General features: G+C 60.2%; 22 protein-coding genes and 1 pseudogene. 14 read left to right on the top strand and 9 right to left on the bottom strand.

Translation table 11 applies throughout. The features are described 5' to 3' along the window. Positions 1–3: 3 nt before the first annotated feature. The 7 genes from IC232_RS01855 to IC232_RS01825 form a co-directional block, all read right to left on the bottom strand. Complete coding sequence (locus tag IC232_RS01855) at positions 4–711, bottom strand: ABC transporter ATP-binding protein (RefSeq protein WP_190843179.1); 708 nt, start codon at positions 709–711, stop codon at positions 4–6. Next, positions 701–1,453 (bottom strand): ABC transporter ATP-binding protein, encoded by a 753-nt coding sequence (locus tag IC232_RS01850; RefSeq protein WP_190843178.1) that lies wholly within the window; start codon positions 1,451–1,453, stop codon positions 701–703. The genes IC232_RS01855 and IC232_RS01850 overlap by 11 nt, the downstream gene beginning before the upstream one ends. Further along, on the bottom strand, positions 1,450–2,121 hold the full coding sequence (locus IC232_RS01845; protein ID WP_190843177.1) for a glutathione S-transferase family protein: 672 nt from the start codon (positions 2,119–2,121) through the stop codon (positions 1,450–1,452). Before IC232_RS01845 ends, IC232_RS01850 begins: the two co-directional genes overlap by 4 nt. Before the next feature lie 87 nt (positions 2,122–2,208). Continuing rightward, a complete protein-coding gene (locus IC232_RS01840) occupies positions 2,209–3,408 on the bottom strand; it encodes an ABC transporter substrate-binding protein (RefSeq protein WP_190843176.1) in 1,200 nt (399 codons plus the stop codon). Between the two features lie 119 nt (positions 3,409–3,527). Next, positions 3,528–5,036 (bottom strand): aldehyde dehydrogenase, encoded by a 1,509-nt coding sequence (locus IC232_RS01835; RefSeq protein ID WP_190843175.1) that lies wholly within the window; start codon positions 5,034–5,036, stop codon positions 3,528–3,530. 497 nt (positions 5,037–5,533) lie between these two features. Continuing rightward, on the bottom strand, positions 5,534–6,472 hold the full coding sequence (locus IC232_RS01830; protein WP_190843174.1) for a dihydrodipicolinate synthase family protein: 939 nt from the start codon (positions 6,470–6,472) through the stop codon (positions 5,534–5,536). A gap of 32 nt (positions 6,473–6,504) precedes the next feature. Next, on the bottom strand, positions 6,505–8,238 hold the full coding sequence (locus IC232_RS01825; RefSeq protein ID WP_190843173.1) for an IlvD/Edd family dehydratase: 1,734 nt from the start codon (positions 8,236–8,238) through the stop codon (positions 6,505–6,507). 157 nt (positions 8,239–8,395) lie between these two features. Between IC232_RS01825 and ytfQ the strand changes: the two genes are divergently transcribed. The 8 genes from ytfQ to mmsB all read left to right on the top strand — a co-directional run bounded on the left by ytfQ (position 8,396) and on the right by mmsB (position 17,858). Further along, positions 8,396–9,358 carry a galactofuranose ABC transporter, galactofuranose-binding protein YtfQ gene (gene ytfQ / locus IC232_RS01820; protein WP_190843172.1) on the top strand — a complete coding sequence of 321 codons (963 nt, stop codon included), beginning with the start codon at positions 8,396–8,398 and terminating at the stop codon, positions 9,356–9,358. 96 nt (positions 9,359–9,454) lie between these two features. Then, positions 9,455–10,966, top strand: a complete 1,512-nt coding sequence (ytfR, locus tag IC232_RS01815; protein ID WP_190843171.1) for a galactofuranose ABC transporter, ATP-binding protein YtfR — start codon at positions 9,455–9,457, stop codon at positions 10,964–10,966. Continuing rightward, positions 10,963–11,967, top strand: coding sequence for a galactofuranose ABC transporter, ATP-binding protein YtfT (gene ytfT / locus IC232_RS01810; protein ID WP_190843170.1), 1,005 nt, complete (start codon positions 10,963–10,965; stop codon positions 11,965–11,967). Before ytfR ends, ytfT begins: the two co-directional genes overlap by 4 nt. Further along, positions 11,964–12,929, top strand: a complete 966-nt coding sequence (gene yjfF, locus IC232_RS01805; protein ID WP_190843169.1) for a galactofuranose ABC transporter, permease protein YjfF — start codon at positions 11,964–11,966, stop codon at positions 12,927–12,929. Before ytfT ends, yjfF begins: the two co-directional genes overlap by 4 nt. Before the next feature lie 12 nt (positions 12,930–12,941). After that, entirely contained in the window at positions 12,942–13,718 is a 777-nt protein-coding gene (locus tag IC232_RS01800) for a FadR/GntR family transcriptional regulator (RefSeq protein WP_190843168.1), read from the top strand. Between the two features lie 273 nt (positions 13,719–13,991). Then, complete coding sequence (chvE, locus tag IC232_RS01795) at positions 13,992–15,035, top strand: multiple monosaccharide ABC transporter substrate-binding protein (RefSeq protein ID WP_409564843.1); 1,044 nt, start codon at positions 13,992–13,994, stop codon at positions 15,033–15,035. A gap of 92 nt (positions 15,036–15,127) precedes the next feature. Beyond that, positions 15,128–16,657: a multiple monosaccharide ABC transporter ATP-binding protein gene (mmsA, locus tag IC232_RS01790; protein ID WP_210335184.1), complete on the top strand. Its 1,530-nt coding sequence runs from the start codon at positions 15,128–15,130 to the stop codon at positions 16,655–16,657. Positions 16,658–16,712: 55 nt separating this feature from the next. After that, on the top strand, positions 16,713–17,858 hold the full coding sequence (gene mmsB, locus IC232_RS01785) for a multiple monosaccharide ABC transporter permease (protein WP_409564842.1): 1,146 nt from the start codon (positions 16,713–16,715) through the stop codon (positions 17,856–17,858). 104 nt (positions 17,859–17,962) lie between these two features. On the opposite strand, the gene trhA is transcribed toward mmsB, so the two are convergent. After that, on the bottom strand, positions 17,963–18,607 hold the full coding sequence (trhA, locus tag IC232_RS01780; protein WP_246811993.1) for a PAQR family membrane homeostasis protein TrhA: 645 nt from the start codon (positions 18,605–18,607) through the stop codon (positions 17,963–17,965). Positions 18,608–18,968: 361 nt separating this feature from the next. Here trhA and IC232_RS01775 point away from each other — a divergent pair, with 361 nt between their 5' ends. From IC232_RS01775 to IC232_RS01760, 4 genes are all read left to right on the top strand, one after another. Further along, positions 18,969–19,367 (top strand): hypothetical protein, encoded by a 399-nt coding sequence (locus tag IC232_RS01775; protein WP_190843164.1) that lies wholly within the window; start codon positions 18,969–18,971, stop codon positions 19,365–19,367. Between the two features lie 765 nt (positions 19,368–20,132). After that, positions 20,133–21,155 (top strand): hypothetical protein, encoded by a 1,023-nt coding sequence (locus tag IC232_RS01770; protein WP_190843163.1) that lies wholly within the window; start codon positions 20,133–20,135, stop codon positions 21,153–21,155. Between the two features lie 148 nt (positions 21,156–21,303). Then, on the top strand, positions 21,304–21,720 hold the full coding sequence (locus IC232_RS01765) for a hypothetical protein (RefSeq protein ID WP_190843162.1): 417 nt from the start codon (positions 21,304–21,306) through the stop codon (positions 21,718–21,720). Between the two features lie 74 nt (positions 21,721–21,794). After that, entirely contained in the window at positions 21,795–22,130 is a 336-nt protein-coding gene (locus IC232_RS01760; protein WP_190843161.1) for a hypothetical protein, read from the top strand. Between the two features lie 304 nt (positions 22,131–22,434). Here the strand turns inward: IC232_RS01760 and IC232_RS01755 are convergent, their stop codons facing one another. Beyond that, entirely contained in the window at positions 22,435–22,578 is a 144-nt protein-coding gene (locus tag IC232_RS01755) for a hypothetical protein (RefSeq protein WP_190843160.1), read from the bottom strand. A 625-nt stretch (positions 22,579–23,203) separates the two neighbouring features. Between IC232_RS01755 and IC232_RS33190 the strand changes: the two are divergent. Beyond that, positions 23,204–23,308 (top strand): annotated as a pseudogene (locus tag IC232_RS33190) (integrase); the annotation flags it as partial. A gap of 36 nt (positions 23,309–23,344) precedes the next feature. Further along, the gene (locus tag IC232_RS33185) at positions 23,345–23,653 is read left to right on the top strand and encodes a phage integrase central domain-containing protein (RefSeq protein ID WP_409564832.1); all 309 of its coding nucleotides are present in this window, start codon (positions 23,345–23,347) and stop codon (positions 23,651–23,653) included. The last annotated feature ends 715 nt before the right edge of the window (positions 23,654–24,368 follow it).

Genomic DNA, 24,368 nt, shown 5'->3' with positions numbered 1-24,368 from the left:
GGCTTATACTCCGATCAGGCTGGAGACGTTATCAAGACGCGCGTCAAGATCGCGGGCGGGGAAGTCGTCAACCACTCGCCCTTCTTCCATGAGGTAGAAGTGATCCGCCAAATGACGTGCGAAATGGAAGTTCTGCTCCACCAGCAGCATGGTCAGACCGTCTTTCTTCAACGCGTTCAGAACGCGGCCGATGTGCTGCACGATGACGGGCGACAATCCCTCGGTCGGCTCGTCGAGCACAAGAAGCTCGGGGCCGGCCCGCAGCACGCGCGCGATGGAGAGCATCTGCTGCTCGCCGCCTGAAAGGGTCCCGCCGGCGGCGCGGCGCCGCTCCTTCAGGTTCGGGAAAAGATCGAAGATCCGCTCAAGGCTCATCCCGCGATCGCTGATCTTCGGCAGCAGATCGAGATTCTCCTGAACCGAGAGCGACGCGTAGATGCCGCGCTCCTCGGGAACGTAGCCGATCCCCGTAGAAGCAATGCGGTGACGCGGCATGCCGATCAGTTCCGCGCCGTTCATGCGGATGGAACCCGTGGCGCGTGACAGAAGGCCCACGATGCCACGCAGGGTGGAGGTCTTCCCGACGCCGTTCCTTCCCAGAATGGCGATGGTCTGGCCGCGCGGCACCGATAGATTGACCCCATGCAGGATATGGCTTTCGCCATACCAGCCTTGCAGGTTCTCGATCCAAAGGAGAGGGTCATACCTCATAGCCGGCTCCGATATAGGCTTGGCGCACCGCGGCGTTGTCGCGGATCTCACTGTAGCTGCCTTCCGCCATGACCTCGCCGCGCACCAGGACGGTGACCCTGTCGCAGAGACTCTCGACCACCGAGAGATTATGCTCGACCATCACGACAGTGCGGTCTTTGGCGACACTGCGGATCAGCTCGACGATCATCGGGATGTCCCCCGCGGCCATGCCGGCAATCGGCTCATCGAGAAGCAGGACTTTCGGCTCCATGGCCAGGGTGGTGGCGATCTCGAGAGCACGCTTGCGTCCGTAGGAAACCTCCGAGCAGAGCCGATCCGCCAGGGGCGTCAGCCCGACGCGATGAAGCAATTGGTCGGCTTCGTCGTCAAAACGGCGCAGAACGCGCGAAGGCTGCCAGAATTGATGGCTGGAGCCATGACGGCGCTGGAGCGCGACACGCACGTTTTCGCGCAGCGTCAGGCCTGGGAAGATCGAGGAGATCTGAAAAGAGCGGCAAAGCCCGCGCAGCGCAACGTCGGCAGGCCCTTTGCCCGTAATATCCTCGCCTTTGAGGAAGATGCTGCCTGATGTTGTGGAGTGAAACCGTGTCAGGAGGCCAAACATTGTGGTCTTGCCCGCGCCGTTCGGGCCGATTAGGGCATGGATGCTGCCTTCCCGTACCTTGAGATCCACGCCCTTGACGGCGAAGAAGCCGCCAAAGCTCTTGCTGACTTGCCGGGCTTCGAGAACGATGCTCATCGGGCCGCCGCTCCGTCAATGGGTGTGAACTTGGTAAAGAGTGGCTTTGTGCTGGAGAGAGAGGGCCGATCTTTCAGCGCCGAAACCAAAGCAAGCAGATGCGGACGCGTTGCGGAGTCGAAAGCATCGCTAAACCTCATCTGCAGGTATTCCACGACGATCACCGGAAGAAAGGCCGCAATCCCAGGCCGGGTTAGCAACGCGTCGCGCTGTTCGGAAATCGATTGCTCCAGCGCTTCCAGGGTGCGGCGGATCGCGTCCTGCCTCCGATGGCCCACAGAGGAGGAATCGAAGGCTGTCTCGCTGACGGATCCCGAAGTCACCATGCGCCCTGCCATGATGGCGGCAGCGGCATCGATGATGCCGAAGCAGATGCCGCCGAGCTGGCGCTGAGCATCGGTTTGGAACCAGAGGCGCTCCGCATCGCCCGAACGGCGCGCTGCGAAATCCGCGATCAGGAGCGACTCCGTAATCACTTGCGCGCCACTTTCATCGCTCGAATCCAAAACCAGAGCCGGAACCCGGCCTGCCGGATTATGCCTCAACAGATCGGGCGGGTTCTGCCAGGGATCCAGGATGACGATCTCCAGCCCCTCAAGGCGAGCCTCAAGGCACATGACGCACGCCAGACGTGCGTAGGGAGATGTCGGGCTGACATAAAGTCTCATGGAAAATCTCCGCTATCGAGGACCTGCTCTGTCGAGCAGGTCCAAGCGGTTCGAGAAGGCTGGAGTGGATGATCCCGTCCAGCGGGATCACTTCACGTGCGGGCAGCCGCTTTCCTTGGCGGTGCGGAACAGGCCTTCGGCCGGGATCTTGGCGACGATCTTGTAGAGGTCGTTGGGACCTTTCGATTCCGCAGGAGTCTTCACCTCGACGAGCAGCATGTCATAGGTCACGCGGCCATTGGCCTGAATGCGCGGGTTCTCCCAGATGCCGGTGGTGATGGGGAGTTCCCGCATCTTGGCTGCCACCTTGTCCGGATCGTCCGACCCGACCGCCTTCACGGCTTCGAGATAGTGCGTGACCGCGCCATAAGCGCCCATATGACCCATGGTCGGAGTCTTGCCGCCATTCTTCGCCATCATTCTCTTGGCGAGCGTGCGCGTCTTGTCGTTCAGGTCCCAATAGGTGGAGACCGACATGCGCATGCCCTTGGAAGCCGCGAGGGTCAGCGCTTCGATGTTGTTCTCGTACACCATCATGGCGGCGAGCTTGCCGCCGACGCCGAACTGCCCGGCCTGCTTGACCGTGGTCTCAAGATCGGTGCCCGCATTGGCAAGGCCGATGACGTCGGCACCCGACCCTTGAGCCGTCAGCAAGGCCGAGGCCATGTCGTTCGAGTTGAGCGGATGCAGGGTCTGCCCGATCACCTTTCCGCCGGCGGCCTGGATCGACTTGCTTGCGTCAGCGATGAGCGTGTGACCAAAGACGTAATCGGCGGCGATCAGGTACCAGGTCTTCTTGCCTTCGCCGACGATGCGCGAGGTCACGGCGCGCGACAGCTCCTGGGTCGAGGGGGCGAACTGGAAGCCGTAGGGCGAGCACTGTGCTTCCGAGAAGTTGGGCGCATAGGCGCCGCTGGCGAGCGTGAACACCTTCGCTTCCGCTGCACGCGCTTGCGCGGCAAGTCCGACTGCGCTCGATCCACCGAGGGTGATGGCACGGACGCCCTGCTCCTGAATGTAGCGTTGGGCCTGGGCTGATCCTACGTCAGGCTTGTTCTGATGGTCCGCCTGAATGATTTCGATGGGACGTCCCAGCACCTTGCCGCCTGCGTCCTCAACGGCCATCTGCACGGCCAGCAGCGTGCCGGGGCCGCCATTGGCTGCGAAGATGCCTGACATATCGTCGAGCACCAGGATCTTCAGGGGACCGCCCTGAGCGACTGCTGCCATGGGCAAGGCAGTCGATAAAAGCGCGGCACCGAGCAGTGTCTTCCACTTGTTGTTCATGTCTTCCTCCCTCTCGTTTCGGCAGGTTCTGCGGATGTCCTCTCCGCGCGACGACGGGACTGCCTGCCAAGCCCCTCCAAACTTCCGACCCTCAACCCGCCCTGGGCAATTGGCTGCCTCTATTGCAGGGTGAAAGGGTTGGAAATTTTCGATTTCGGATTGATGAAGACGCTCTTCGCCTCAAGGTATTCGTAGATTGCGGCCTTGCCGTTCTCGCGTCCGATCCCTGAAGACTTGAAGCCTCCAAACGGTGCCATGTAGCTGACGACGCGATAGGCATTCACCCAGACGGTGCCGGCCCGCAGCCGGCGCGGCATCGTGATCGCGCGCTCCAGGCTCTGACTCCACATGCCGGCCGCCAGCCCATAAGGCGTGTCGTTGGCAAGCGCCACCGCTTCGTCATCGGTTCGGAACTTGAGGACGGACAGCACCGGCCCGAACACCTCTTCCCGGGCGATGCGCATCGTATTATCGACTCCGGTGAAGATGGTAGGCTCGACGAACCAGCCTTCCTTCAAACCCTCAGAATCGGGCCGCTTGCCGCCCAGCGCGCAGACCGCTCCCTCCGAGCGGGCGATGTCGATGAATTCCAGCGTCTTCGCCAGTTGCGGTTCGGTCGCGATGGGGCCGACATCGGTTGTGTCGCTGCGCGGATCGCCAAGGCGTGCCTGCCGCATCCGCTCCACCAGCTTTTCAACGAAGCTGTCGTGAATGCTCTCGTGAACGATGAGGCGTGAGCCAGCCATGCAGGTCTGCCCCGCGGCCGCGAAGATGCCTGAAATGACGCCCTTCACGGCAGCATCGAGATCGGCATCCTCGAAGATGATGTGAGGCGACTTGCCACCAAGCTCCAGCGATACGCGCTTGAAGCTTTCCGCCGCCGCGCGGGAGACCAGCCGCCCGCCGACGTCGGAGCCCGTGAAGGCGATCCGGTCCACCAGCGGATGTTCGGCGAGAGCAGCGCCCGCCTCATGCCCGAAGCCGGTGACCACATTGACGACCCCAGGTGGGAAGCCCGCCTGCTCGAAAAGCTCGAGGAACGCCAGCATTGAAACGGAAGCGTGCTCGGACGGCTTGATGACGACAGTGTTGCCGGCCGCAAGCGCGGGCGCGAGCTTCCACACGGTCAGGAGCAGCGGCGAATTCCACGGCGTGATCGCCCCGACGACACCCACAGGCTCGTACCGGATGTAGTGGAGCATGTCCCCTTTATCGATAGGCGTCACCGCGCCTTCGATCTTGTCCGCAAGCCCGCCGTAGTACTGGAACCAGCGCGGAATGTAGCGCATCTGTCCCAGCATCTCGATCATGAGCTTGCCGTTGTCCCGCACCTCGAGTTCGGCCAGACGTTGGGCGTTCTTCTCAATGAGATCGGCCAGGCGGTACAGGAGCATCCCGCGATCGCTGGCGAGCATCTTGGACCATGGGCCAGATGTGAACGCAGCATGGGCGGCCCGGACGGCGCGATCGACATCGTTCGCATTGCCGCGCGGCAGTCGCGCCCAGGGCTTGCCGCTATAGGGATCCTTCGTTTCGAACCAGGTTCCTGACGAGGCTTCGCACCACTCGCCTCCGATCAGCATTCGGAAGTCCTGGAGCGGTGATGTTCCGACGATTGAGGATCCCATGACACTCTCCCGTTCAGGTGTCGGTGGGATGGATTCCGGCAGGATGCCGAAACAAGTCCCTGTCGACTTATGATTCATTATTATGTTGCAGTATCTACCATGGTAGAAATCAGCTGAGCAAGGGAGAAAATCTCCTATAGTGGATTTTGTAACCTGAAGAGGCTCACGGCCTCATTTTTACAATCAAAAGTTGTAGAACTGTGTGATGGCAATGATGAGAGGTGCTCGGTCTCTCGAGCCCAGCCTGCGGGAGTTCGTCAGGTCAGCAAGACGGCGCCTGTAATGAGGCTTTTAGTCTGCAGCGAATATGACAAAGGGGAGCTAGCGCTCGTGATGCTGCTCCAGGCCAGGTCGCTTCCTGGAAATCAGCTAACCCTCAACGCGGGCACAATACCTGAGGCGCGTGGCTAGGGCTATGCGATGCAATATTTTGAATCATAATTAGCCCAGCCGCCGCAAACGCTAATGCCATGTGGCGGCTGGGCTCCTGACAGTAATCAGCGTCCCCATTTCAGGACGAGCGGATCCAAGCGCTTAGCAATTTCGATCAGGCCTTTGCGCGTTTCCGGGTGCAGGGGCTGCAGCGGATGGCGCACGGCCTCAGAGCCGATCACGCCGCCTTCCTTCATGAGCGCCTTGGCGGCTGACAGCCCGCATTGCCGGTTCTCATAATTGATCAGCGGCAGCCAGCGCTCGTAGGCTGCGGCGGCGGCCTCACGGTCACCGGCAAAGTACGGGTCGATGATCTGGCGGATGCCGTCCGGATAGGCGCCGCCCGTCATCGCACCCGTGGCACCTGCATCGAGGTCGGCCATCAGCGTAATGGCTTCCTCGCCGTCCCAGGGTCCCTCGATGGCGTTGCCGCCAAGGGCAATCAGGTCGCGCAGTTTCCCGGCAGTGCCGGCTACCTCGATCTTGAAGTAGGACACATTGGCGATCTCCTGCGCCATACGCGCGAGGAACGGCGCCGACAGGGACGTGCCGGCCATCGGTGCATCCTGGATCATGATCGGGATGCTGATCGCATCCGAGACCCGGCGGAAGAATTCGTAGATCCCGGGCTCCGACACTCGCAGGGTTGCGCCGAAGAACGGCGGCATGATCATCACCATGGCGGCACCAGCGTCCTGTGCGCGCCTGCTGCGCTCGGCGCAGATTTCTGTCGAGAAATGGCTGGTGGTGACGATGACCGGGACGCGGCCCGAGACGTGCTCGATCACCGTCGTCATGACGGCTTCGCGCTCCTCGTCGCGCAGCAGAAACTGCTCGGAGAAGTTCGCCAGGATACAGAGTCCGTCGGAGCCGGCATCGATCATGAAGTCGATGGCGCGCTTCTGACCTTCGAGATCAAGACGGCCGCTGTCGTCGAAGATGGTGGGCGCCACCGGGAACACGCCACGATAGGGGCGGGTGGAACTGCTGCCGGCTGCGGACATGGTCTTTTCCTTCATGATGGCTGTGTTGTCGTCTAGTGGTTGTCGCGCGGAACAGGCGAGCCGGTGCGGCCCACCAGGAAGTCCAGGTCTACGCCTTTGTCAGCCTGCAGAACATGATCGACATAGAGCTTGGCCCACCCGCGTGTGGCATGCGGCTCCGGCACCACCCATGCAGCCTGCCGTCGCTCCATCTCCTGCGCCTCCACGTGAAGATGCAGGCTGCGGGCCGGCACATCAAGGGTAATCAGGTCACCGTTCTGCACCAGCGCCAGAGGTCCGCCGGCGGCCGCTTCCGGCGCCACGTGCAGCACCACGGTGCCGTAGGCGGTGCCCGACATGCGCGCATCCGAGATGCGGATCATGTCGCGGACGCCTTTCTTGAGCAGCTTTTGCGGCAGGGGCATGTTGCCCACCTCTGCCATGCCCGGATATCCCTTGGGGCCACAGTTCTTGAGCACCATGATGCAGGTCTCGTCGATGTCGAGATCCTCGTCGTCGATCCGGTGGTGCAGGTCCTCGATCGTCTCGAACACCACCGCGCGGCCCGTGTGCTGCATCAGTTCAGGCGAGGCGGCCGACGGCTTGATGACCGCGCCGTTCGGCGCCAGATTGCCCTTGAGGATCGCAATGCCGGCCTCCGGCTTGAACGGCTCCTCGAAGGAGGTGATCACCTCCCGGTTCCAGCACGGCGCATCCTTGACGTTGTCCCAGATCGTCTTGCCGTTGATGGTGAGCGCATCCTTGTGCAGCAGGCCGCGTTCGCCGAGCGTGCGCAGAACTACCGGCAGACCGCCCGCATAGTAGAAATCCTCCATCAGGAACCGGCCGGAGGGCATGAGGTCGACGAGGCAGTGGATGTCGCGACCGAGTCGGTCGAAGTCGTCCAGCGTGAGATCAATGCCGACGCGGCCGGCAATCGCCAGCAGATGCACCACCGCATTGGTCGAGCCGCCAATAGCCGCCAGGGTGCGGATGGCATTCTCGAAAGCCTCGCGGGTCATGACCTTCGAGAGAACGAGATCCTCGTGCACCATCTCGACGATGCGCCGGCCTGCCATGCGGGCAAGCTGATTGCGGCGGGCATCGCTTGCCGGGATGGCGGCATTCTCCGGCAGGCCGACGCCGAGCGCCTCGACCATGGAGGCCATGGTGGAGCCCGTGCCCATGGTCATGCAGTGGCCGGCCGAGCGGTTCATGCCGCTCTCTGCCTCATGGAACTCCTCCAGCGTGACCTCACCGGCGCGCAGTTGCTCGCTCATGGAGATGATGTTGGTGCCGGATCCAATGTATTTGCCCCGATAGACGCCGCGCAGCTGCGGCCCGCCCGAGACGCCGATTGTGGGCAAGTCTGCGGAGGCCGCGCCCATGAGCAGGGCAGGAGTCGTCTTGTCGCAGCCCATGAGAAGGACGACGCCATCGAGCGGGTGGGCACGAATCGCCTCCTCCACGTCCATGGCGGCGAGGTTGCGGAACAGCATGGCAGTGGGGCGCATGGTCACTTCACCGAGCGAGGAGACGGGAAACTCGAGCGGGAAGCCGCCGGCATCGAGCACGCCGTACTTCACGTGCTCGGCAATGGTGCGGAAATGGGCGTTGCAGGGGGTGAGTTCGGACCAGGTGTTGCAGATGCCGATGACCGGGCGTCCGTCGAACTGGTCCTGGGGGAAGCCGCTGTTCTTGAGGAAGGAGCGGTAATAGAACCCCATCTTGTCCTGGCGCCCAAACCAGGCTTGGCTGCGGAGTTCACGCTTCTTGTCTTCGCTCATCGTGCTCGCCTTTGACACTGCCGCGCCATCCGAAGGGGGTTAAGACCCCACGACTTTGGTTGTATAGGCGCTCTCTTCAATTCATATAATACTACTAATAGGCAGCTGTTAAGGCTGCTAAAGTCGAAGAGCAACGACAAATTGAGGGAGAGAACGCATGAAGGCCCGTCATCTTCTGACGACAATCGGCATGGCTGCACTGATGCTGTCTTCGGGTGCCGCATACGCCCAGTCCAAAATGACCATCGGGTTCTCGCAGGTCGGGTCGGAATCCGGCTGGCGGGCTGCCGAGACGAAGGTTTCCAAGATCGAAGCCGACAAGCGCGGTGTCGACCTCAAGATCTCTGACGCGCAGCAGAAGCAGGAGAATCAGATCCGCGCCGTCCGGTCCTTCATTGCGCAGGGCGTCGACGGGATCTTCATTGCGCCAGTTGTGTCGACAGGCTGGGATGCCGTTCTCAAAGAAGCCAAGGATGCCAAAATCCCAGTTGTCCTCCTCGACCGTTCCATCGAGACGAAAGACGATTCGCTTTATCTGACGGCCGTCACCTCCGATACGGTCTATGAGGGTAAGGTCGCCGGTGAGTGGCTGGCCAAGGAGACGGGCGGCAAGTGCAATGTGGTGGAACTGCAGGGCACGGTCGGATCGAGCCCGGCGATCAACCGCAAGAAGGGATTCGATCAGGTCGTTGCCGCCAACCCCGGCATGAAGATCATCCGTACCCAGTCTGGCGACTTCACCCGCACCAAGGGCAAGGAAGTCATGGAGAGCTTCATCAAGGCCGAAGGCGGCGGCAAGAATATCTGCGCCGTCTATGCGCACAACGACGACATGGCGATCGGCGCCATCCAGGCCATCAAGGAAGCCGGTTTGAAGCCCGGTAAGGACATCAAGATCGTCTCCATCGACGCCGTTCCGGACATCTTTAAGGCCATGGCTGATGGTGAGGCCAACGTGACCGTTGAGCTGACTCCCAACATGGCAGGTCCGGCCCTCGATGCCTTGGCGGCGTTCAAGAAGGACGGCAAGCAGCCGCCGAAGTGGATCCAGACGGAGTCCAAGGTCTATACGCCAGAGACGGCAAAGGCCGAGTACGACAGGCGCAAGGATCTCTACTAAGATCATAAGGCATAAGTGGCAGCGGGCAGGTTCTGACTGCTGCCACTCGAACCCGCCAAGCTTCGGCGGTTTTGCGCATGGGCGGGTGAGAGCGTGATGCAGCCAGTGACAGAGCAGCCTCAACTCCTTGAGATACGCGGTCTCACGAAAGGTTTCCCAGGGGTGCAGGCCCTCGATCACGTGGATTTCACTCTCCATGCCGGGGAGATCCACGGTCTGCTCGGAGAGAACGGCGCCGGCAAGTCGACCTTGATCAAGGTGCTGACGGGCGTGTTGCGGCGCGATGCCGGCATCATCCGCCTTGAGGGGCACGAGGTCACGGCTCGGGACACCGCTGATGCGCTCTCTTTGGGAATCGGCACCGTCTATCAGGAGGTCAATCTCCTGCCGAACCTTTCCGCGGCGGAAAACCTTTTCATCGGCCGCCAACCGCATCGCTTCGGGCTCGTGCGCACCGGCGAAATGCGCCGCCGTGCGGTTGAACTGTTGTCCGGCTATGGCCTCGACATCGATGTCGCCAATCCGTTGAGCAGTTACTCCGTCGCCATTCAGCAGATTGTTGCGATTGCCCGCGCGGTCGATCTCTCGGCCAAGGTGCTGATCCTGGATGAGCCAACGGCAAGTCTCGATGCGCAGGAGGTCGAGACGCTCTTCGAAATTTTAAGACGATTGAAGAGCCGTGGCATCGGCATCGTGTTCGTCACGCATTTCCTCGATCAGGTTTATGCCGTCTGCGACCGCATCACTGTGCTGCGCAACGGTCGCCTTGTGGGCTCCCGCCCCATCGCCGAATTGCCGCGGATCGAACTCGTGTCCATGATGCTGGGGCGTGAGCTCGCCGCAGAGGCACTCCACCGCAATCAGCGTCCTGCCGTCGTGGGAGAGCCGCTCGTTGCTTTCAGAAATTACGGCAAGAGCCGCCTGATCGAGCCGTTCGATCTGGCTCTGCGACCCGGTGAAGTGGTGGGGCTTGCGGGGCTCCTCGGCTCCGGGCGAACCGAGACCGCGAAGCTAGTCTTCGGCATCGAACGGGCGGACAGCGGACAAGCCTTCGTCGATGGTAAACCCGTCCGCCTCGCGACCCCACGCGATGCTGCCCGATTGCGCTTCGGCTTCACGCCCGAGGATCGCAAGACGGAAGGCATCGTCGCGGAGCTGTCAGTCCGCGAGAACATCGTTCTGGCCTTGCAGGCGCAGCGCGGCTGGCTGCATAAGATCCCGCGAGCCAAGCAGGATGAGATTGCAAGCCGCTTCATCAAGCTTCTCGACATCCGCACGCCAGATGCGGAAAAACCGATCGGTCTTCTCTCCGGAGGCAACCAGCAGAAGGCGCTGCTGGCCCGCTGGCTTGCCACCGAGCCCCGCTTCCTCATCCTCGACGAGCCAACCCGCGGCATCGATGTGGGAGCCCATGCCGAGATCATCCGCTTGATCGAGCGGTTATGCGAGGAAGGGCTTGCGCTCCTTGTGATCTCCTCGGAACTCGAAGAGATTGCCTCCTACAGCGACCGTGTGGTTGTGCTGCGTGATCGCAGGCATGTGCGCGAGCTTTCGGGAGATGAAGTGAGTGCCGACACCATCATGACAACCATCGCGAGCCACTCATGAGCGGCATGATCCAGGCCATTGCTCCACGCACCTTCCCCAGGGGGCTGCCTCAGGTTGCGGCGCTTCTGATCGTCCTCGTCGTCAACTGGCTTGTCTTCCGCGACTTCTTCGCCCTGCGCCTGCAGGATGGCCGCCTGTTCGGCAGCCTCATCGACGTCCTGAACAGGGGCGCCCCTGTGGCGATTCTTGCCTTGGGCATGACGCTCGTCATCGCAACCCGAGGCATTGATCTCTCCGTCGGGGCCGTCATGGCGATTGCCGGCGCCGTGGCTGCAACTCTGACAGCTCAGGGCTATCCGCTTCCTGTTGCACTTATGGCGGCCGCAGGTGTCGGACTTCTCTGTGGTCTGTGGAATGGCATCCTCGTCGCCGTGCTGGAAATCCAGCCCTTCGTGGCGACCCTGATCCTGATGGTGGCCGGGCGTGGCTTTGCGCAGCTCGTCACGGAGGGCCAGATCATCACCTTCGTCAGCGAAGGTTTTGCAGTGATCGGCGGAGGATCGTTCCTGATGCTGCCGATGCCGGTGGTCATCGCCCTTGTGATGCTCCTCATCACTCATCTGGTGGTCAGGTATACGGCACTCGGGCTCTTCATCGAGTCCATCGGTGCCAACATCCGCTCCAGCGCTTACGCGGGGATCGGCACCAAGGCCGTCACCATTGCAGTCTACATGTGGTGCAGCCTCTGCGCGGCCATTGCGGGCCTGATCGTCACTGCCGACATCCGTGGGGCGGATGCCAATAACGCAGGCCTATGGCTCGAGCTCGACGCCATCCTGGCCGTGGTGATCGGCGGTACGTCCCTGTTCGGCGGGCGCTTCAGCCTTGGCCTCTCGGTCGTCGGCGCACTCATCATCCAGGCCATGAACACCGGCATCCTGCTGAGCGGCTACCCTCCCGAATACAACCTCATCGTGAAGGCCATCGTCGTGCTCGCTGTGCTCCTGGCCCAGTCCCCCGTTCTGTCAGCTGTTCGCGCGATCTGGAGGGCTAAGGCATGATCCGGCGGCATCTTCCGGTTCTCATCACGCTCGCCGTCTTCATCGTCGGCTACCTGATCTGCCTCGCTCAGTTCCCGAGCTTCGCCTCGACGCGCGTGGTCGGCAATCTCCTGACCGATAATGCCTTTCTCGGCATCGTGGCGGTCGGCATGACCTTCGTGATCCTGTCCGGCGGCATCGATCTGTCGGTTGGCTCTGTGATCGCCTTCACGGGCGTGTTTCTGGCGGTCGCCATCGAGCGGTATGGTGTCAACCCATACCTGGCCTTTGTCTTCATCCTCGGCTTGGCTGCCCTGTTCGGCGCCGGCATGGGCTTCCTGATCCACGCCTTCCAGATTCCGGCCTTCATCGTGACGTTGGCCGGCATGTTCCTGGCCCGTGGCCTCTGCTTCGTGCTCACCACGGACTCGATTCCGATCAATGCCCCGGCCTACGGCCAGATTGCCGACATTGCTTTTGCCCTGCCAGGCGGAGGGCGGCTGACCTTCATCGCCATCGTCATGCTCATGACCTTTGCCGCCGGCATTGTTCTGGCCCATTTCACGCGGTTCGGCGCCAATGTCTATGCGCTGGGCGGCAACAGGACATCGGCCGAACTGATGGGCGTTCCTGTCGGGAAGACGACGATTCGGATCTACATGCTGTCGAGCCTTCTTGCGGCCCTGGCGGGGATTGTCTTTTCCTTCTATACATCCGCAGGCTACTCCCTGGCTGCAACCGGGGTCGAGCTCGACACCATCGCGGCTGTGGTCATCGGCGGCACGCTGCTGACGGGGGGCTACGGAACGATCATCGGTACGCTTGTCGGCGTGCTGATCCAGGGGTTGATCCAGACCTATATTACCTTCGAGGGAACCCTGAGTTCCTGGTGGACGAAAATCGCCATCGGTGCTCTCCTGTTTGCATTCATCGTTTTGCAGCGGGGATTGTCGGCGGCATCTGTTCGGTCCCGGTCAACGTGAGAGAACAGGACAATGGCGTTGGTGAACGGTATCCACAGGCCCTCAAGAGCGCGATCGGCCCATGATCTCGTCACCCATGGGATCGGTCAGAACATCATGCAGGGGCACTTCCCTGTCGGAAGCATCCTGCCGGGCGATGGGGAGCTGATGGAGCTTTTCGGGGTTTCCCGTACGGCACTCCGGGAAGCCCTGAAGACCCTGGCGGCCAAGGGGCTGATCGAATCCAAGACGAAGGTCGGCACCAAGGTTCTCGATCGTAACAACTGGAACATGTTCGATGCCGACATCCTCGAATGGCATCTTGAGATGGGCGTCGATGCCCGCTTCCTCGGATGGCTGTTCGAGATCAGGCAGATGCTGGAGCCGCTCGCCTGCGCGACGGCGGCCCTGCGGCGGACGCCGGAGCAACTCAAGGCCATGCACAAAGCTCTTCAAGGTATGTATGGGTGCGAGAGCAACAGGCAGGGGTTCACGAAGGCCGATCTGGCCTTTCACCAAGCCATACTGGAAGCTTCCGGCAATCCCTTCCTGCAGTCGATCGGTTCCGTCATCGGAGCCGCGCTGGCAACCTCGTTTACCATCAGCTCTCCGGTTTCCAGTGACGCTCGTTTCAATGAGGTGATGCGCCAACATCAGGCCGTGTTCGATGCTATCGAGCAACGACATCCATCCGCCGCAAGTGATGCCATGGCTGCGCTCATTCTGCAGGCGGCGGAGAGGGTCAAGATCAAGCATGCTGAGAGTTCACTGGCCAAGATTCAGATCCATGCCTTCTCAGGAGCTGATTGACCTGTAAGGGCAGATGCTTGTTGCATGGGGGAGCAGTAGAGTATGATTCTTTCCTGATCGAGCTGAACACATTCGATTGGGCAGCGAGAAGGCCGGGCTGCGCAGAAGTGCTGCCGGCTTCGAGAACAAGATCAGACGGCCATTCGGATCGGACCGTGGCCATAAACTGACGAGAAGCTGTTGAGCGAAGGGTGCCGAATTGCATCAGGCATAATGATGATGGCCTGGGCATGAACAAGAGGGAGAACGACCTTGAAGACGTTTACGACCACATTGGCGGCTGTGGCCCTCGGGGCCTTTGGGCTGCTCGGCGCCGCACAGGCGCAGGACAAGGGCACCGTTGGGGTGGCCATGCCTACCAAGTCATCCGCACGCTGGATCGACGACGGCAACAACATGGTCAAGGTGCTGAAGGAGAAGGGCTACAACGTCGATCTTCAATATGCGGAAGACGATATTCCGAACCAGCTCTCCCAGATCGAGAACATGATCACCAAGGGCTCCAAGGTGCTCGTGATTGCGGCGATCGACGGAACCACCTTGTCCGACGCGCTGCAGCAGGCTGCAGACAAAGGCATCAAGATCATTGCCTATGACCGCCTGATCCGCAACTCCAAGAATGTCGACTACTACGCCACCTTCGACAACTTCCAGGTGGGCGTGCTCCAGGGCGGCTACATCGAGAAGGCGCTCGGTCTGAAGGAAGGCAAGGGCCCGTTCAATATCGAGCTGTTCGGCGGTTCGCCGGACGACAACAATGCCTTCTTCTTCTACAACGGCGCGATGTCCGTTCTCGACCCATACATCAAGAGCGGCAAGCTTAAGGTTCAAAGCGGCCAGACCGGCATGGACAAGGTTTCCACCCTACGCTGGGATGGTGCCGTCGCCCAAGCCCGGATGGATAACCTGCTCTCCGCCTATTACACCGACAAGCGGGTTGATGCGGTTCTCTCGCCTTACGATGGCCTGAGCATCGGCATCATCTCCTCGCTCAAAGGCGTAGGCTACGGCACGCCGAAGCAGCCGATGCCGGTCATCACCGGCCAGGATGCCGAGGTGCCTTCGATCAAATCGATCCTTGCCAAGGAGCAGACCTCGACAGTGTTCAAGGATACCCGTGAACTGGCCAAGGTGACGGTCAACATGGTCGATGCAGTGCTCTCCGGCAAGCAGCCGGAGGTCAACGACACCAAGACCTATGAGAATGGCGTGAAGACCGTGCCGGCCTACCTGCTGAAGCCGGTCAGCGTCGATGCGTCGAACTGGAAGGAAGTTCTGGTCGGCAGCGGCTACTACAAGGAAACCGAGTTCAAGTAACCGGCTTAATGCGAATGGACCCTGCGCGTTCGCGCGGGGTCCTTGTTCGTTTCAAGAGAGCTTGCCCGTCCGGTGCGGCTTGAGGTCATGTGATGAACGCAATCCTTGAGATGCGAGGGATCAGCAAGACGTTTCCTGGCGTGAAAGCGCTCGACAACGTCAACATCACCGTCAAGGCCGGTGAGATCCATGCGCTGGTGGGTGAAAACGGCGCGGGCAAATCCACGCTGATGAAGGTTCTGAGCGGCGTCTACCCGCACGGCTCCTATTCCGGCTCCATCGTCTACGAAGGTGAGGAACGCCGCTTCAAGGGTATCGCCGACAGCGAGGCGCTCGGCATCATCATCATCCATCAGGAGTTGGCGCTGGTGCCGCTCCTCTCGATTGCTGAAAACATCTTTCTCGGCAACGAACAGGCGAAATACGGCGTCATCGACTGGTCGCTGGCGTTTTCCCGCACCAAGGAATTGCTCAAGGTCGTCGGTCTCAATGAATCCCCCGAAACGCTTGTGACCAATCTCGGTGTCGGCAAGCAGCAGCTCGTGGAGATTGCCAAGGCGCTCTCGAAAAAGGTGAAGCTTCTCATCCTCGATGAGCCGACCGCCAGCCTGAACGAAAAGGATAGCGACGCGCTCTTGAACCTTCTGCTCCAGTTCAAGGCCCAGGGCATTTCCTCGATCCTGATCTCGCACAAGCTCAACGAGATCTCGAAGGTTGCGGATGCCATCACGGTTCTCCGGGACGGCGGCACGGTCGAAACACTGGACTGCCGGACAGAAGCCGTCAGTGAGGATCGTATCATCCGCGGCATGGTGGGCCGCACCATGGAGGATCGCTATCCCAAGCGCGATCCAAAGATCGGCGAGACGATTTTCCAAGTGGAGAACTGGTCCGCGTACCATCCGATCCACACTCAGGTGCAGGTGGTCAAGAACGTCAGCCTGAACATTCGGCGCGGCGAGATCGTCGGCATCGCCGGGCTGATGGGAGCAGGGCGGACCGAGTTCGCTATGAGCCTGTTCGGGCGCAGCTATGGCCAGAACATCTCCGGCCGCGTGGTGCTCCACGGCAAGGAGATCGACGTGAGTACAGTGGAGAAGGCGGTCTCGAACCGGATCGCCTACGCGACCGAGGATCGCAAGACCTATGGTCTGGTTCTGGCCGAGGATGTTCGTAAGAACGTAACCCTCGCCAATCTCGAAGGAGTCTCCAAGAGGTTTGTCATCGATGACATCCAGGAACTGGCGGTCGCCAACGATTATCGCGCCAGAATGCGGATCCGCAGCCCCAGCGTCTTCCAGGAGACGGTGAATCTGTCGGGCGGCAACCAGCAGAAGGTCGTTTTGAGCAAGTGGCTCTTTTCCGACCCTGAGATTCTTATCCTCGACGAACCGACCCGGGGCATCGACGTCGGCGCGAAGTACGAAATCTACACGATCATCAACAGGCTGGCCGATGCAGGCAAGGGTGTTCTCATGATATCCTCCGAGATGCCGGAACTGCTCGGCATGTGCGATAGGATCTATGTGATGAACGAAGGCTCCCTGATCGCCGAGTTTGGTATCGCCGAAGCGTCCCAGGAGAAAATCATGCACGCTATCGTCAAGTCCGGGAGACGCTGAGATGGATACGAGAACCGCTGACGAGCTTCGCGGCTCCCAGTCCAAGGCCTCGTGGATGGAGTTCATCAAGACCCATTTCCGCGATTATGGGATGCTGCTGTCGCTCCTCGTCATCATGCTGTTCTTCCAGGTGGTCACGAACGGCACCCTGCTGCGGCCTCTGAACCTCACCAATCTCGTGCTGCAGAACAGCTATATCGTCATCATGGCGCTCGGCATGCTGCTCGTCATCGTAGCCGGGCACATCGACCTCTCCGTCGGCTCCATCGTCGGCTTCGTCGGCGGTCTGGCCGCCATGATGATGGTCCGGTGGGGCTTCGATCCGGTGACGACCACCATTGCTTGCCTGATCGTCGGCGGCCTGATTGGTGCGGCTCAGGGTTATTGGGTGGCTTACTTCAAGGTTCCGTCCTTCATCGTGACGCTCGCCGGCATGCTTGTCTTCAAGGGCCTGACCCTCGCGCTTCTCGGCGGAATGTCGGTTGGTCCCTTCCCGGTAGTGTTCCAGCGCCTGAGCTCCGGTTTCATCCTGGATGTGTTTGGCGGGCAGGGCTTCAACTATACCGCTCTGTTCTTAGGGATGGCGAGTGTTGCAGCCATCATCTATTTCAGCTTCCGCAGCCGCGCCAACCAGCTCAAGCATGCCGTCGAGACCGCACCCTTCGGCCTGTTCCTCTTCAAGAACGGCCTGCTTGCTGTGCTCGTGGTCGCGTTCTGCTATCTGATGGCAACCTATCGCGGATTGCCGAACGTCCTTGTCATCATGGCGGTGCTGATCGCGCTTTATGCGTTTGTGACCAACCGCACGACCGTTGGCCGGCGGGTCTATGCCCTGGGTGGCAACGAGAAGGCTGCGAAGCTCTCAGGTATTAAGACTGAGCGCCTGACCTTTCTCACCTTCGTCAACATGGGCGTGCTGGCAGGCCTTGCCGGCCTGATCTTCGCGGCACGTCTCAACACGGCCACGCCGAAGGCGGGTCTTGGCTTCGAACTTGACGTGATCGCGGCCGTGTTCATCGGTGGCGCCTCGGCCACCGGTGGCGTCGGTAAAGTGACGGGTGCCGTCATCGGCGCCTTCGTCATGGGTGTGATGAACAACGGCATGTCGATCTTAGGTATCGGTATCGACTACCAGCAGGTCATCAAAGGTCTTGTGCTGCTGGCGGCTGTGTCCTTGGACGTCTACAATCGCAAGAAATAGTCATCGCGGGTTGGGCGAAAGGGGCGCCCAGCGAACTGCTCTTTGGCGCAGCCTTCGTGTTCACGAAGCCCTATAGCCCCTACAACCAAGATGTGCTCTGTCGGTCAGGCCCGTGCAAGCACCAGGCAGTCGAGCACGGCACCGTAGTGGCAGGCGGCCGCGACCAGGACGAAGGTGTGCCAGATCGCGTTCTGAAAGCGCAGGCTCTCCCAAAGGTGGAACACCACGCCGGACGTGTAGAGAACGCCCCCGATGCCAAGAAGCCAGAGGGTGGAGCCGGGAAGCGCGCCGAAAACGGTTTCGTACGCCATGACGCCGCTCCAGCTCAGAAGCAGGTAGAGCAGGATCGAGAGGCGGTCGAACCGGCCGGGGAAGCTGAGTTTGAGAGCGATTCCCACCGCAGATGTGAGCCACACCCCGACCAGCAGCACTAGTGACTCCGCACCTGTCTTCATCTGGGTGATGAACGGCGTGTAGGTGCCCGCAATCAGGAGGTAGATGGCTGAATGGTCGAACCTTCGGAGTATCCATTTGACCGGGGAGATCGGCCAGAGGTTGTAGAGAGCCGAGACGGTGAGCACTGTCAGAAGGCCAGCGCCATAGACCAGAATGGAGGTGAACTCCCATGCTCCGACGGTAGGGGCGGCCAGCACGAGCAGGGCGATGATGGAGACGGTTCCGAGAATCACTCCAACCGCATGCACGATGCCGTCGGCGATGATCTCGCGCCTATCGTAGTTCCATTTCAAGTTCGCTTCCTTTGCACGAGGCCCGCTGCATAAGGCTAACGCACGAAAGCACGTTTTGGAGTGTATGTGCGACAATATCCGCTCGATATTTGGATCCCGTCGATGCCATTCAATGTGTGCGATGCCTTTGAGAGGCGCATATCCAGTACGGAATAGCTCCCATCAGACTGGCATGAAGAAGGGAAGCCTCAGGTCTTACGGGCCTGTTCATGCAGTTCCTGAGGCTGGAGCATAGGGCAAAAGGTTGATCTCTTCTGTATATGGGCCTGCTCGATCTTAAATCAGTCGCATTCCTGTCGTGCCTTCGCCTCGTTTGAACTCTGACGTAACAGGCGTGTTGGGGATATGCAGGGATTTTGCAATGCAAGAGAACGAGTTATTTCCATTAGAAGCCGTTCCGCCCCGGGTGAAGTTCGCCATCCTGCGCGAGTTTGAAGGGCGCAGGCCCACTGTTCAGGAGGTCAGCCGGATCTGCGATAGAAGCTGGCTGACTGTTCCGGGAATTGGCCGGACTGCACTGGCGAACATCCGCCAAGCCACGGGCGACCAGCATCCCTTGAGCGTCCATCGATCTGCTGCCCGAATGTCGGATGCCGAGTTGCTGATGCGCCTTGATCTCCTGCAGGAGGAACTCCACAGCCTGAACGAGGTTCTCATTGCAACTTTGTCGTCGGCACAAAAGAAGGTATTCCGCTCTGGACGGATACGGCGAACGCCATCGACCGATCATGGGCATCAGGGTTCGGGTGTCGCCTTCTGACCCGCCGGCCACTTTCGCGTTCCTGCCTCAACAACCGGCTGCGTTTACAAAATCATGCAAAGCTTATCTTCTAAAGCTCTCTTCCTTTGGCGGCCTCCGCAATGAATGAATGGCGGTCGTTGAAGTCCGCGCCTCGCGATGGCTCCAGGCTCGATGTATGGACGGAAAACGGGGTCCGTTACATCGATGTATTCTGGCACCAAGGTCCTGGATTTCCTCAAGGCGCGTTCGTCTTCTACGATAGCCACATGCGTGACTACATCGACGTGGATGACGCAACTCACTGGATGCCCCCTCCAGCGCCACCGGATGTCGGAGAATCTTCCTGAAAGATCGCCACCCCGATGGTTGATGTGGATGCCTCTGAAATCGGAAGGAGGACGTACGCTCCTGACACCCATTATAGGCACTGATACCCTCAAAGGTATCATCGTTCTAAATTGCCAATGCAAATACATGGCGGGGCCACAATGCGGCCTAGTAATAGATCGTTACAGGGCTAGGTCATCTAAACGAGAGATTCCTGCGTCCTGGTATGACGGTGCGCCCTTCGTGTGAGCCATCGCCCGATGAAGATTAGAGAACAGAGGGCTGCTAATGACCCGGCAAATGTTCTGGCGATCTGGAGCAGTCCATGGAGAATGGCTTGCTCCATCAGCCTTGGGCACGAAGTGGTGGACGGTAATCGGCGCTTTTTGCGCAGTGAGCGTCACGGCATATCTATTGCCAAGCTTCGCAGACGGGAGACATAAAGGCGGAGGGCACTTGCCGGAGAAGGCCGATGTTCAGCCTGCTCCAAACAATGCGGATGCCAGCGGCGAGGCTTTGCTTGTTCCATTTGCCCCGATAGCGGAGAGGTGGAAAAGCCTGCCCTTGCTCGCCTTACAAAGCTCTGCGGAAGTTGCGACAGGTGGTGAAGTTCAGCTTCTAACCCTCCAGGCCGCTTTTGAGAGGGAACGAAACAGCGCTGCCGCCGCGCAGTTGCAAGTTGCCGCTCTTCAGGAACAACTGGCTAACCTGCAGGAAAAGCAGGAAGAGGTGTTGGTTCTCCGGGAGCAACTCGCTGACACAGAAGCGCATACACGGCAAACAACCGGACCTGCGATCGCGGAGACTGAGCAGAAGAAGCTTGCGGAACATGCATTGTTGAAAGTGACCGCGTTACAGGAAGAACTGGCAAGCCTCAGTGCGCAGGTTCTGAAAGCAAAAACAACAGCAGAAAGCGAGAAGGCAAGAGCTGCTTCTGCTCTTGCGCAGATGGAGGCTGCGCAGCGTCAGCTGGCTGTCGTCGCCCTTCTGCAAAGTGAGAGGGCGGCGGCCGACAGCCATGTGCGGCCGGAAGACGACCGGATGGTTGACCAGCCTCCTCTCGATGAACTCAGGGATGCCCACCCAGCAGAGCGGGCCTCCAAGCCTCCTTTGCTTCCCGGGATGAACACGGCCTCATTGATCGAGCAAGAAAAAGCGCCGCAACGAAGCATTCGATCTGACAAAAGTGAGCGGGCGATAGTCGGCAAGCCGCGCCCGGCCCTTTTGAATATCGAAATCAAACCGCCGGCCAGACCGCTCAGCAAGAGTGTGTCGGCTTCGGCTCGTGCACCTGAGCCTGACACGTCGAGGCTGACGCGACGGCAGGAGCCCAGAAACCAGAGTGCGCGATCCATTGAAAAATCCCAGCAACGGGCAAGTCAACAGCGCTCATTGCTTGCTCAGGATACCAAAAACCGGCGCGACCCTGGCGCTCTCAGTCTCCCAAGTGATCTGCTGCCGGACAGCAGGCTTTGGTGAGCTCCTGTCAGCTCTCTGTCTCAGCGATCGCGGGAATACCAACCAGCAGGAGGAGCCATGCTCCGGATCTCTCTCACGTCAATTGCCATCGCTGTATTGCTGGCCGCCCATCCTGTGACTGCCAAGAATGGGGGTAACGATGGAGGAAATGGCGGTGGCAATTCCGGTGGTCACGGCAATGGCGGAGGAGGGAAGGACGGCGGCCAAGGTAACGGAAATGGTGGCGGCCAGGATAATGGAAATGGTGGCGGCAAAGGTAACAGCGGAGGTGGTGCCAACAGCGACAGTGGCAGAAGCAGTGGCGGTAACAGTAACGGCAATAGTGATGGAGAGAAGGGCGGACGGAGCGGCCAGGATGGTGGGAGCGGCCGCGGAGGCGGTCATGGAGGACAGGGGGGAAGCAGCGGCAAGGGCGGAGGAAGTGCCGAGGGGCGTGGTAGTCAGGGGAACAGTACCAGCGGAGGAATTGCTGGAGGAACCAGCAGCCCGGATGCTGGGCAGGCCAACCCTGGGGGAGGAAGAGCCAATGTCGGAGGTCGCGAAGATCGGGACACTCGTAGTGTAGGCTCGCAGGCGGCGCCGAGCGCGCGGAATCCAGGGAATGTGGCGGCAACAGGATCTATCGCAACTCGGGAGAGCATGAGTGATGTGAGCCTGCCATCTTCGCTGATCCCCCGTCTTGAATCCTCGCGGGCCGAGAGGGGCCACCTGGTAGACGTGCGTACGATCCAAGCGGGCGTCTCAGGCCAGGTTATCGAACTATGCCGCACGTCCATCGCAGCGGCTGCGGTTCGTTATGGTGCAATCCGTGTGGACGCGGCAGGGGCTGGGCGGACGAGCCGTTTGGCGCATGGTGGCCTCATGGCTCCTCTCCAGGTCCGCGTCGTCTATGCCCGCGCGTCCGTCCGCCAGGTTCGCCAGTCTCGCGTTGCTTGCCAGCTTAACTCTGCTGGCGCGGTCGTGGCTCTGCGCTGAATCTCAACCATCAGCGTGGGATTTATTAGGTTGCCGCTCTCGAACTTTGCCGAGAGTGCTCTGCGACAGCCTCGTTCAACGCGAAGAGAAGAACGCCGATGTCGTCGTTCAGCAGTCTGATGGCATTCCGAGCATACTCCCGGGAGCGCTCTCTGCTGTGCGCAGACCCGTTGTCCCATGAGCGCACGTGTTGCTCAGCCTCGTAGATTGCCCGGGCCACGAGCTCAACTGTTGGGTCGGCTCTGACTTTGCTCATGATGAGGCCTCCTGCTCCCGAAGGTAGGAATATTCCGGCGCTGTCTTGTCAGATGCTGGCGAGCAAGAGGCTCGCGCCGATGAAAGAGCTGACGGAGGTCACGAAGAGGAACGATGCCCGCCCGAGCGAAGGGCCGGCGGAGCTATCCATCAGTTCCGAATGGATGTTTTGTGAATCTTGAGCCGGGGTCATGCGCCTATCCTGTGCGTTGGGTGAAAATGCATGGTTGGCAAACGCACGCGGCTGCCGGCCTATTCCTTCACGAACTGTGTATGAGTGTTTCCGGACTTCCGCCTCCGCGAAAAATCAGCGCTCAGTTTGAATCCGTCCTACTCGAATAGGTGATAATTGCCGGAGAAGGATGATGCGTCGTACATCCGGTTAGCTGCCGGTAGCGCAGCGTCAGCTCGGATGCCTCTGGCTGCTAGAGAAGGCTCAAAAATGGTTGCAGTTCAACGCTTTGGGGCAGATATTGGTGGAAGGGAGCGTCCGTTATACTCTGGTCTCTAGATATTCACATAGATATAAAAAGAAATGCATAAGCAGGGCGTTGCGCCGGAAACGCCTTTGAGATCGTCTATCTGCTCCCATTAAGATCCAGATCTGCTGTTAGGGCCATGTTGGGGCCTGATCCGGCATGAGCATGGCGCGGTCTGTTAATCGCTGATCCGCAAGAAGTGCCGCTACACTGAAATAACCTAGCCGCCACGCTGATGGGGGGCTTTGCCTCGCTATCTCGCCTGATGGTTCACGCCGCCGGTGGGTCTTTCTGTTTCGATGAAGGGAGCCAGGGCAGGCAGGCCCCGGCAAACTCAAGGAGATGGGTCTCGGCAGTGCTCACTCAGTGACGCTCCCTCAAGCTCGAGAGTTGACCGCAGCGGCTCGAACTATCCTCGCGAGTGGCCGCAACCCGCTTGAGTCCAAGAAGGCCGCCCGAGCCATTCCAACCTTTGGTGAGATGGCTGATGAGGTTATCGCCTCTCTGGAACTCGGGTGGCGGAACCCGAAGCACCGGGATCAATGGCGCATGACACTTCAGACCCGTTGTAGCTCCATTCGCAGCGCCCCCTTCGACCAAGTGACGACGGACCACGTCTTGGAGGTCCTAAAGCCGCTCTGGTCTTACCACCGAGTACCTCTCTGGCATGTTCTATGCGCATCCATCGCTACCAGTAGAGGACGTCAATATCCTCATCCACCTCGGCGTCGCGTCCAAAAGCCTATTTATGCTACTTCCTTCGCGCACAGGCCGCGTCGCGTGGGCTGATGGAGAGACCGTCACTTTTGAGGAGCATCTCAGATTTGAGATGGAACTCGAGCGCATCACTCTGATCCTGATTGTCGATCTCTGGGGCCAAGCCAACGATATTGCTGGGTGGGATCCCCATTCCGGCCGCCTCCGCACTTGGCTGCATCGAGCTTGAGCCCTTGGGGAGGGCACTGCCTTCGCGCCACGCCTATTGGAGCATGTTGCTTTGCCAGCGCGGCGCACGCCTCTCCGAGCCAGCGGCTTTCGCAAACCGGCTGAAGGAAACGGCTGCGCGCATTTACGGTACAGCCGGGCCAGCTTTCGTGGAGGTGATTGCATGTGATCCGAGGCCAGTGGCCGATAAAAATCGGGCGCAGGATCGAAGACATATCACGGCATCTGCTCGGCGATTGCCAATCTCCAGACGGGCAGATTTGCCGGGTTGCTGAACGCTTCTCGCTGGTTGCTGCCTCTGGTGAACTCGCCCGAGAGGCTTTGGGACTGCCATGGGCCCGGCGCCACACAACTTGAGCTGGGAGACAGGCGGACCAGATTACCCGCGGCGGCAGCGCATAGAGGATGGCAGCGAAGTGCAGGGTGGTTTCTCCCCCATTGCTCACAGTATGAGTCACCAGCTCCCACTGGTCGTAGCTGCTTCCTCAATCCATGTGAGAGAGCCAAGGCGGATGGTGCAGCTAGGCCATAATCGCCCCTCCGTATGCCACCCTCGGTC

Source organism: Microvirga sp. (assembly GCF_014699075.1).
In the GTDB taxonomy this organism is placed as follows: domain Bacteria; phylum Pseudomonadota; class Alphaproteobacteria; order Rhizobiales; family Beijerinckiaceae; genus Microvirga.
Note: the sequence above shows the minus strand (reverse complement) of the source record. Positions and strands in the feature narration are given on the sequence as shown.

What these genes read in the sequence shown, in the direction of transcription:
- mmsB (WP_409564842.1), top strand. Translation starts at nt 16,713, where the DNA reads ATGGAGTTCATCAAGACCCATTTCCGCGATTATGGGATGCTGCTGTCG.
- IC232_RS01765 (WP_190843162.1), top strand. Translation starts at nt 21,304, where the DNA reads ATGGCGGTGGCAATTCCGGTGGTCACGGCAATGGCGGAGGAGGGAAGG.
- yjfF (WP_190843169.1), top strand. Translation starts at nt 11,964, where the DNA reads ATGATCCGGCGGCATCTTCCGGTTCTCATCACGCTCGCCGTCTTCATC.
- ytfQ (WP_190843172.1), top strand. Translation starts at nt 8,396, where the DNA reads ATGAAGGCCCGTCATCTTCTGACGACAATCGGCATGGCTGCACTGATG.
- IC232_RS01845 (WP_190843177.1), bottom strand. Translation starts at nt 2,121, where the DNA reads ATGAGACTTTATGTCAGCCCGACATCTCCCTACGCACGTCTGGCGTGC.
- IC232_RS01800 (WP_190843168.1), top strand. Translation starts at nt 12,942, where the DNA reads ATGGCGTTGGTGAACGGTATCCACAGGCCCTCAAGAGCGCGATCGGCC.
- mmsA (WP_210335184.1), top strand. Translation starts at nt 15,128, where the DNA reads ATGAACGCAATCCTTGAGATGCGAGGGATCAGCAAGACGTTTCCTGGC.
- ytfR (WP_190843171.1), top strand. Translation starts at nt 9,455, where the DNA reads ATGCAGCCAGTGACAGAGCAGCCTCAACTCCTTGAGATACGCGGTCTC.
- ytfT (WP_190843170.1), top strand. Translation starts at nt 10,963, where the DNA reads ATGAGCGGCATGATCCAGGCCATTGCTCCACGCACCTTCCCCAGGGGG.
- IC232_RS33185 (WP_409564832.1), top strand. Translation starts at nt 23,345, where the DNA reads ATGGCTGATGAGGTTATCGCCTCTCTGGAACTCGGGTGGCGGAACCCG.
- IC232_RS01760 (WP_190843161.1), top strand. Translation starts at nt 21,795, where the DNA reads ATGAGTGATGTGAGCCTGCCATCTTCGCTGATCCCCCGTCTTGAATCC.
- IC232_RS01850 (WP_190843178.1), bottom strand. Translation starts at nt 1,453, where the DNA reads ATGAGCATCGTTCTCGAAGCCCGGCAAGTCAGCAAGAGCTTTGGCGGC.
- IC232_RS01775 (WP_190843164.1), top strand. Translation starts at nt 18,969, where the DNA reads ATGCAAGAGAACGAGTTATTTCCATTAGAAGCCGTTCCGCCCCGGGTG.
- IC232_RS01840 (WP_190843176.1), bottom strand. Translation starts at nt 3,408, where the DNA reads ATGAACAACAAGTGGAAGACACTGCTCGGTGCCGCGCTTTTATCGACT.
- IC232_RS01835 (WP_190843175.1), bottom strand. Translation starts at nt 5,036, where the DNA reads ATGGGATCCTCAATCGTCGGAACATCACCGCTCCAGGACTTCCGAATG.
- IC232_RS01755 (WP_190843160.1), bottom strand. Translation starts at nt 22,578, where the DNA reads ATGACCCCGGCTCAAGATTCACAAAACATCCATTCGGAACTGATGGAT.
- IC232_RS01830 (WP_190843174.1), bottom strand. Translation starts at nt 6,472, where the DNA reads ATGTCCGCAGCCGGCAGCAGTTCCACCCGCCCCTATCGTGGCGTGTTC.
- IC232_RS01855 (WP_190843179.1), bottom strand. Translation starts at nt 711, where the DNA reads ATGAGGTATGACCCTCTCCTTTGGATCGAGAACCTGCAAGGCTGGTAT.
- IC232_RS01825 (WP_190843173.1), bottom strand. Translation starts at nt 8,238, where the DNA reads ATGAGCGAAGACAAGAAGCGTGAACTCCGCAGCCAAGCCTGGTTTGGG.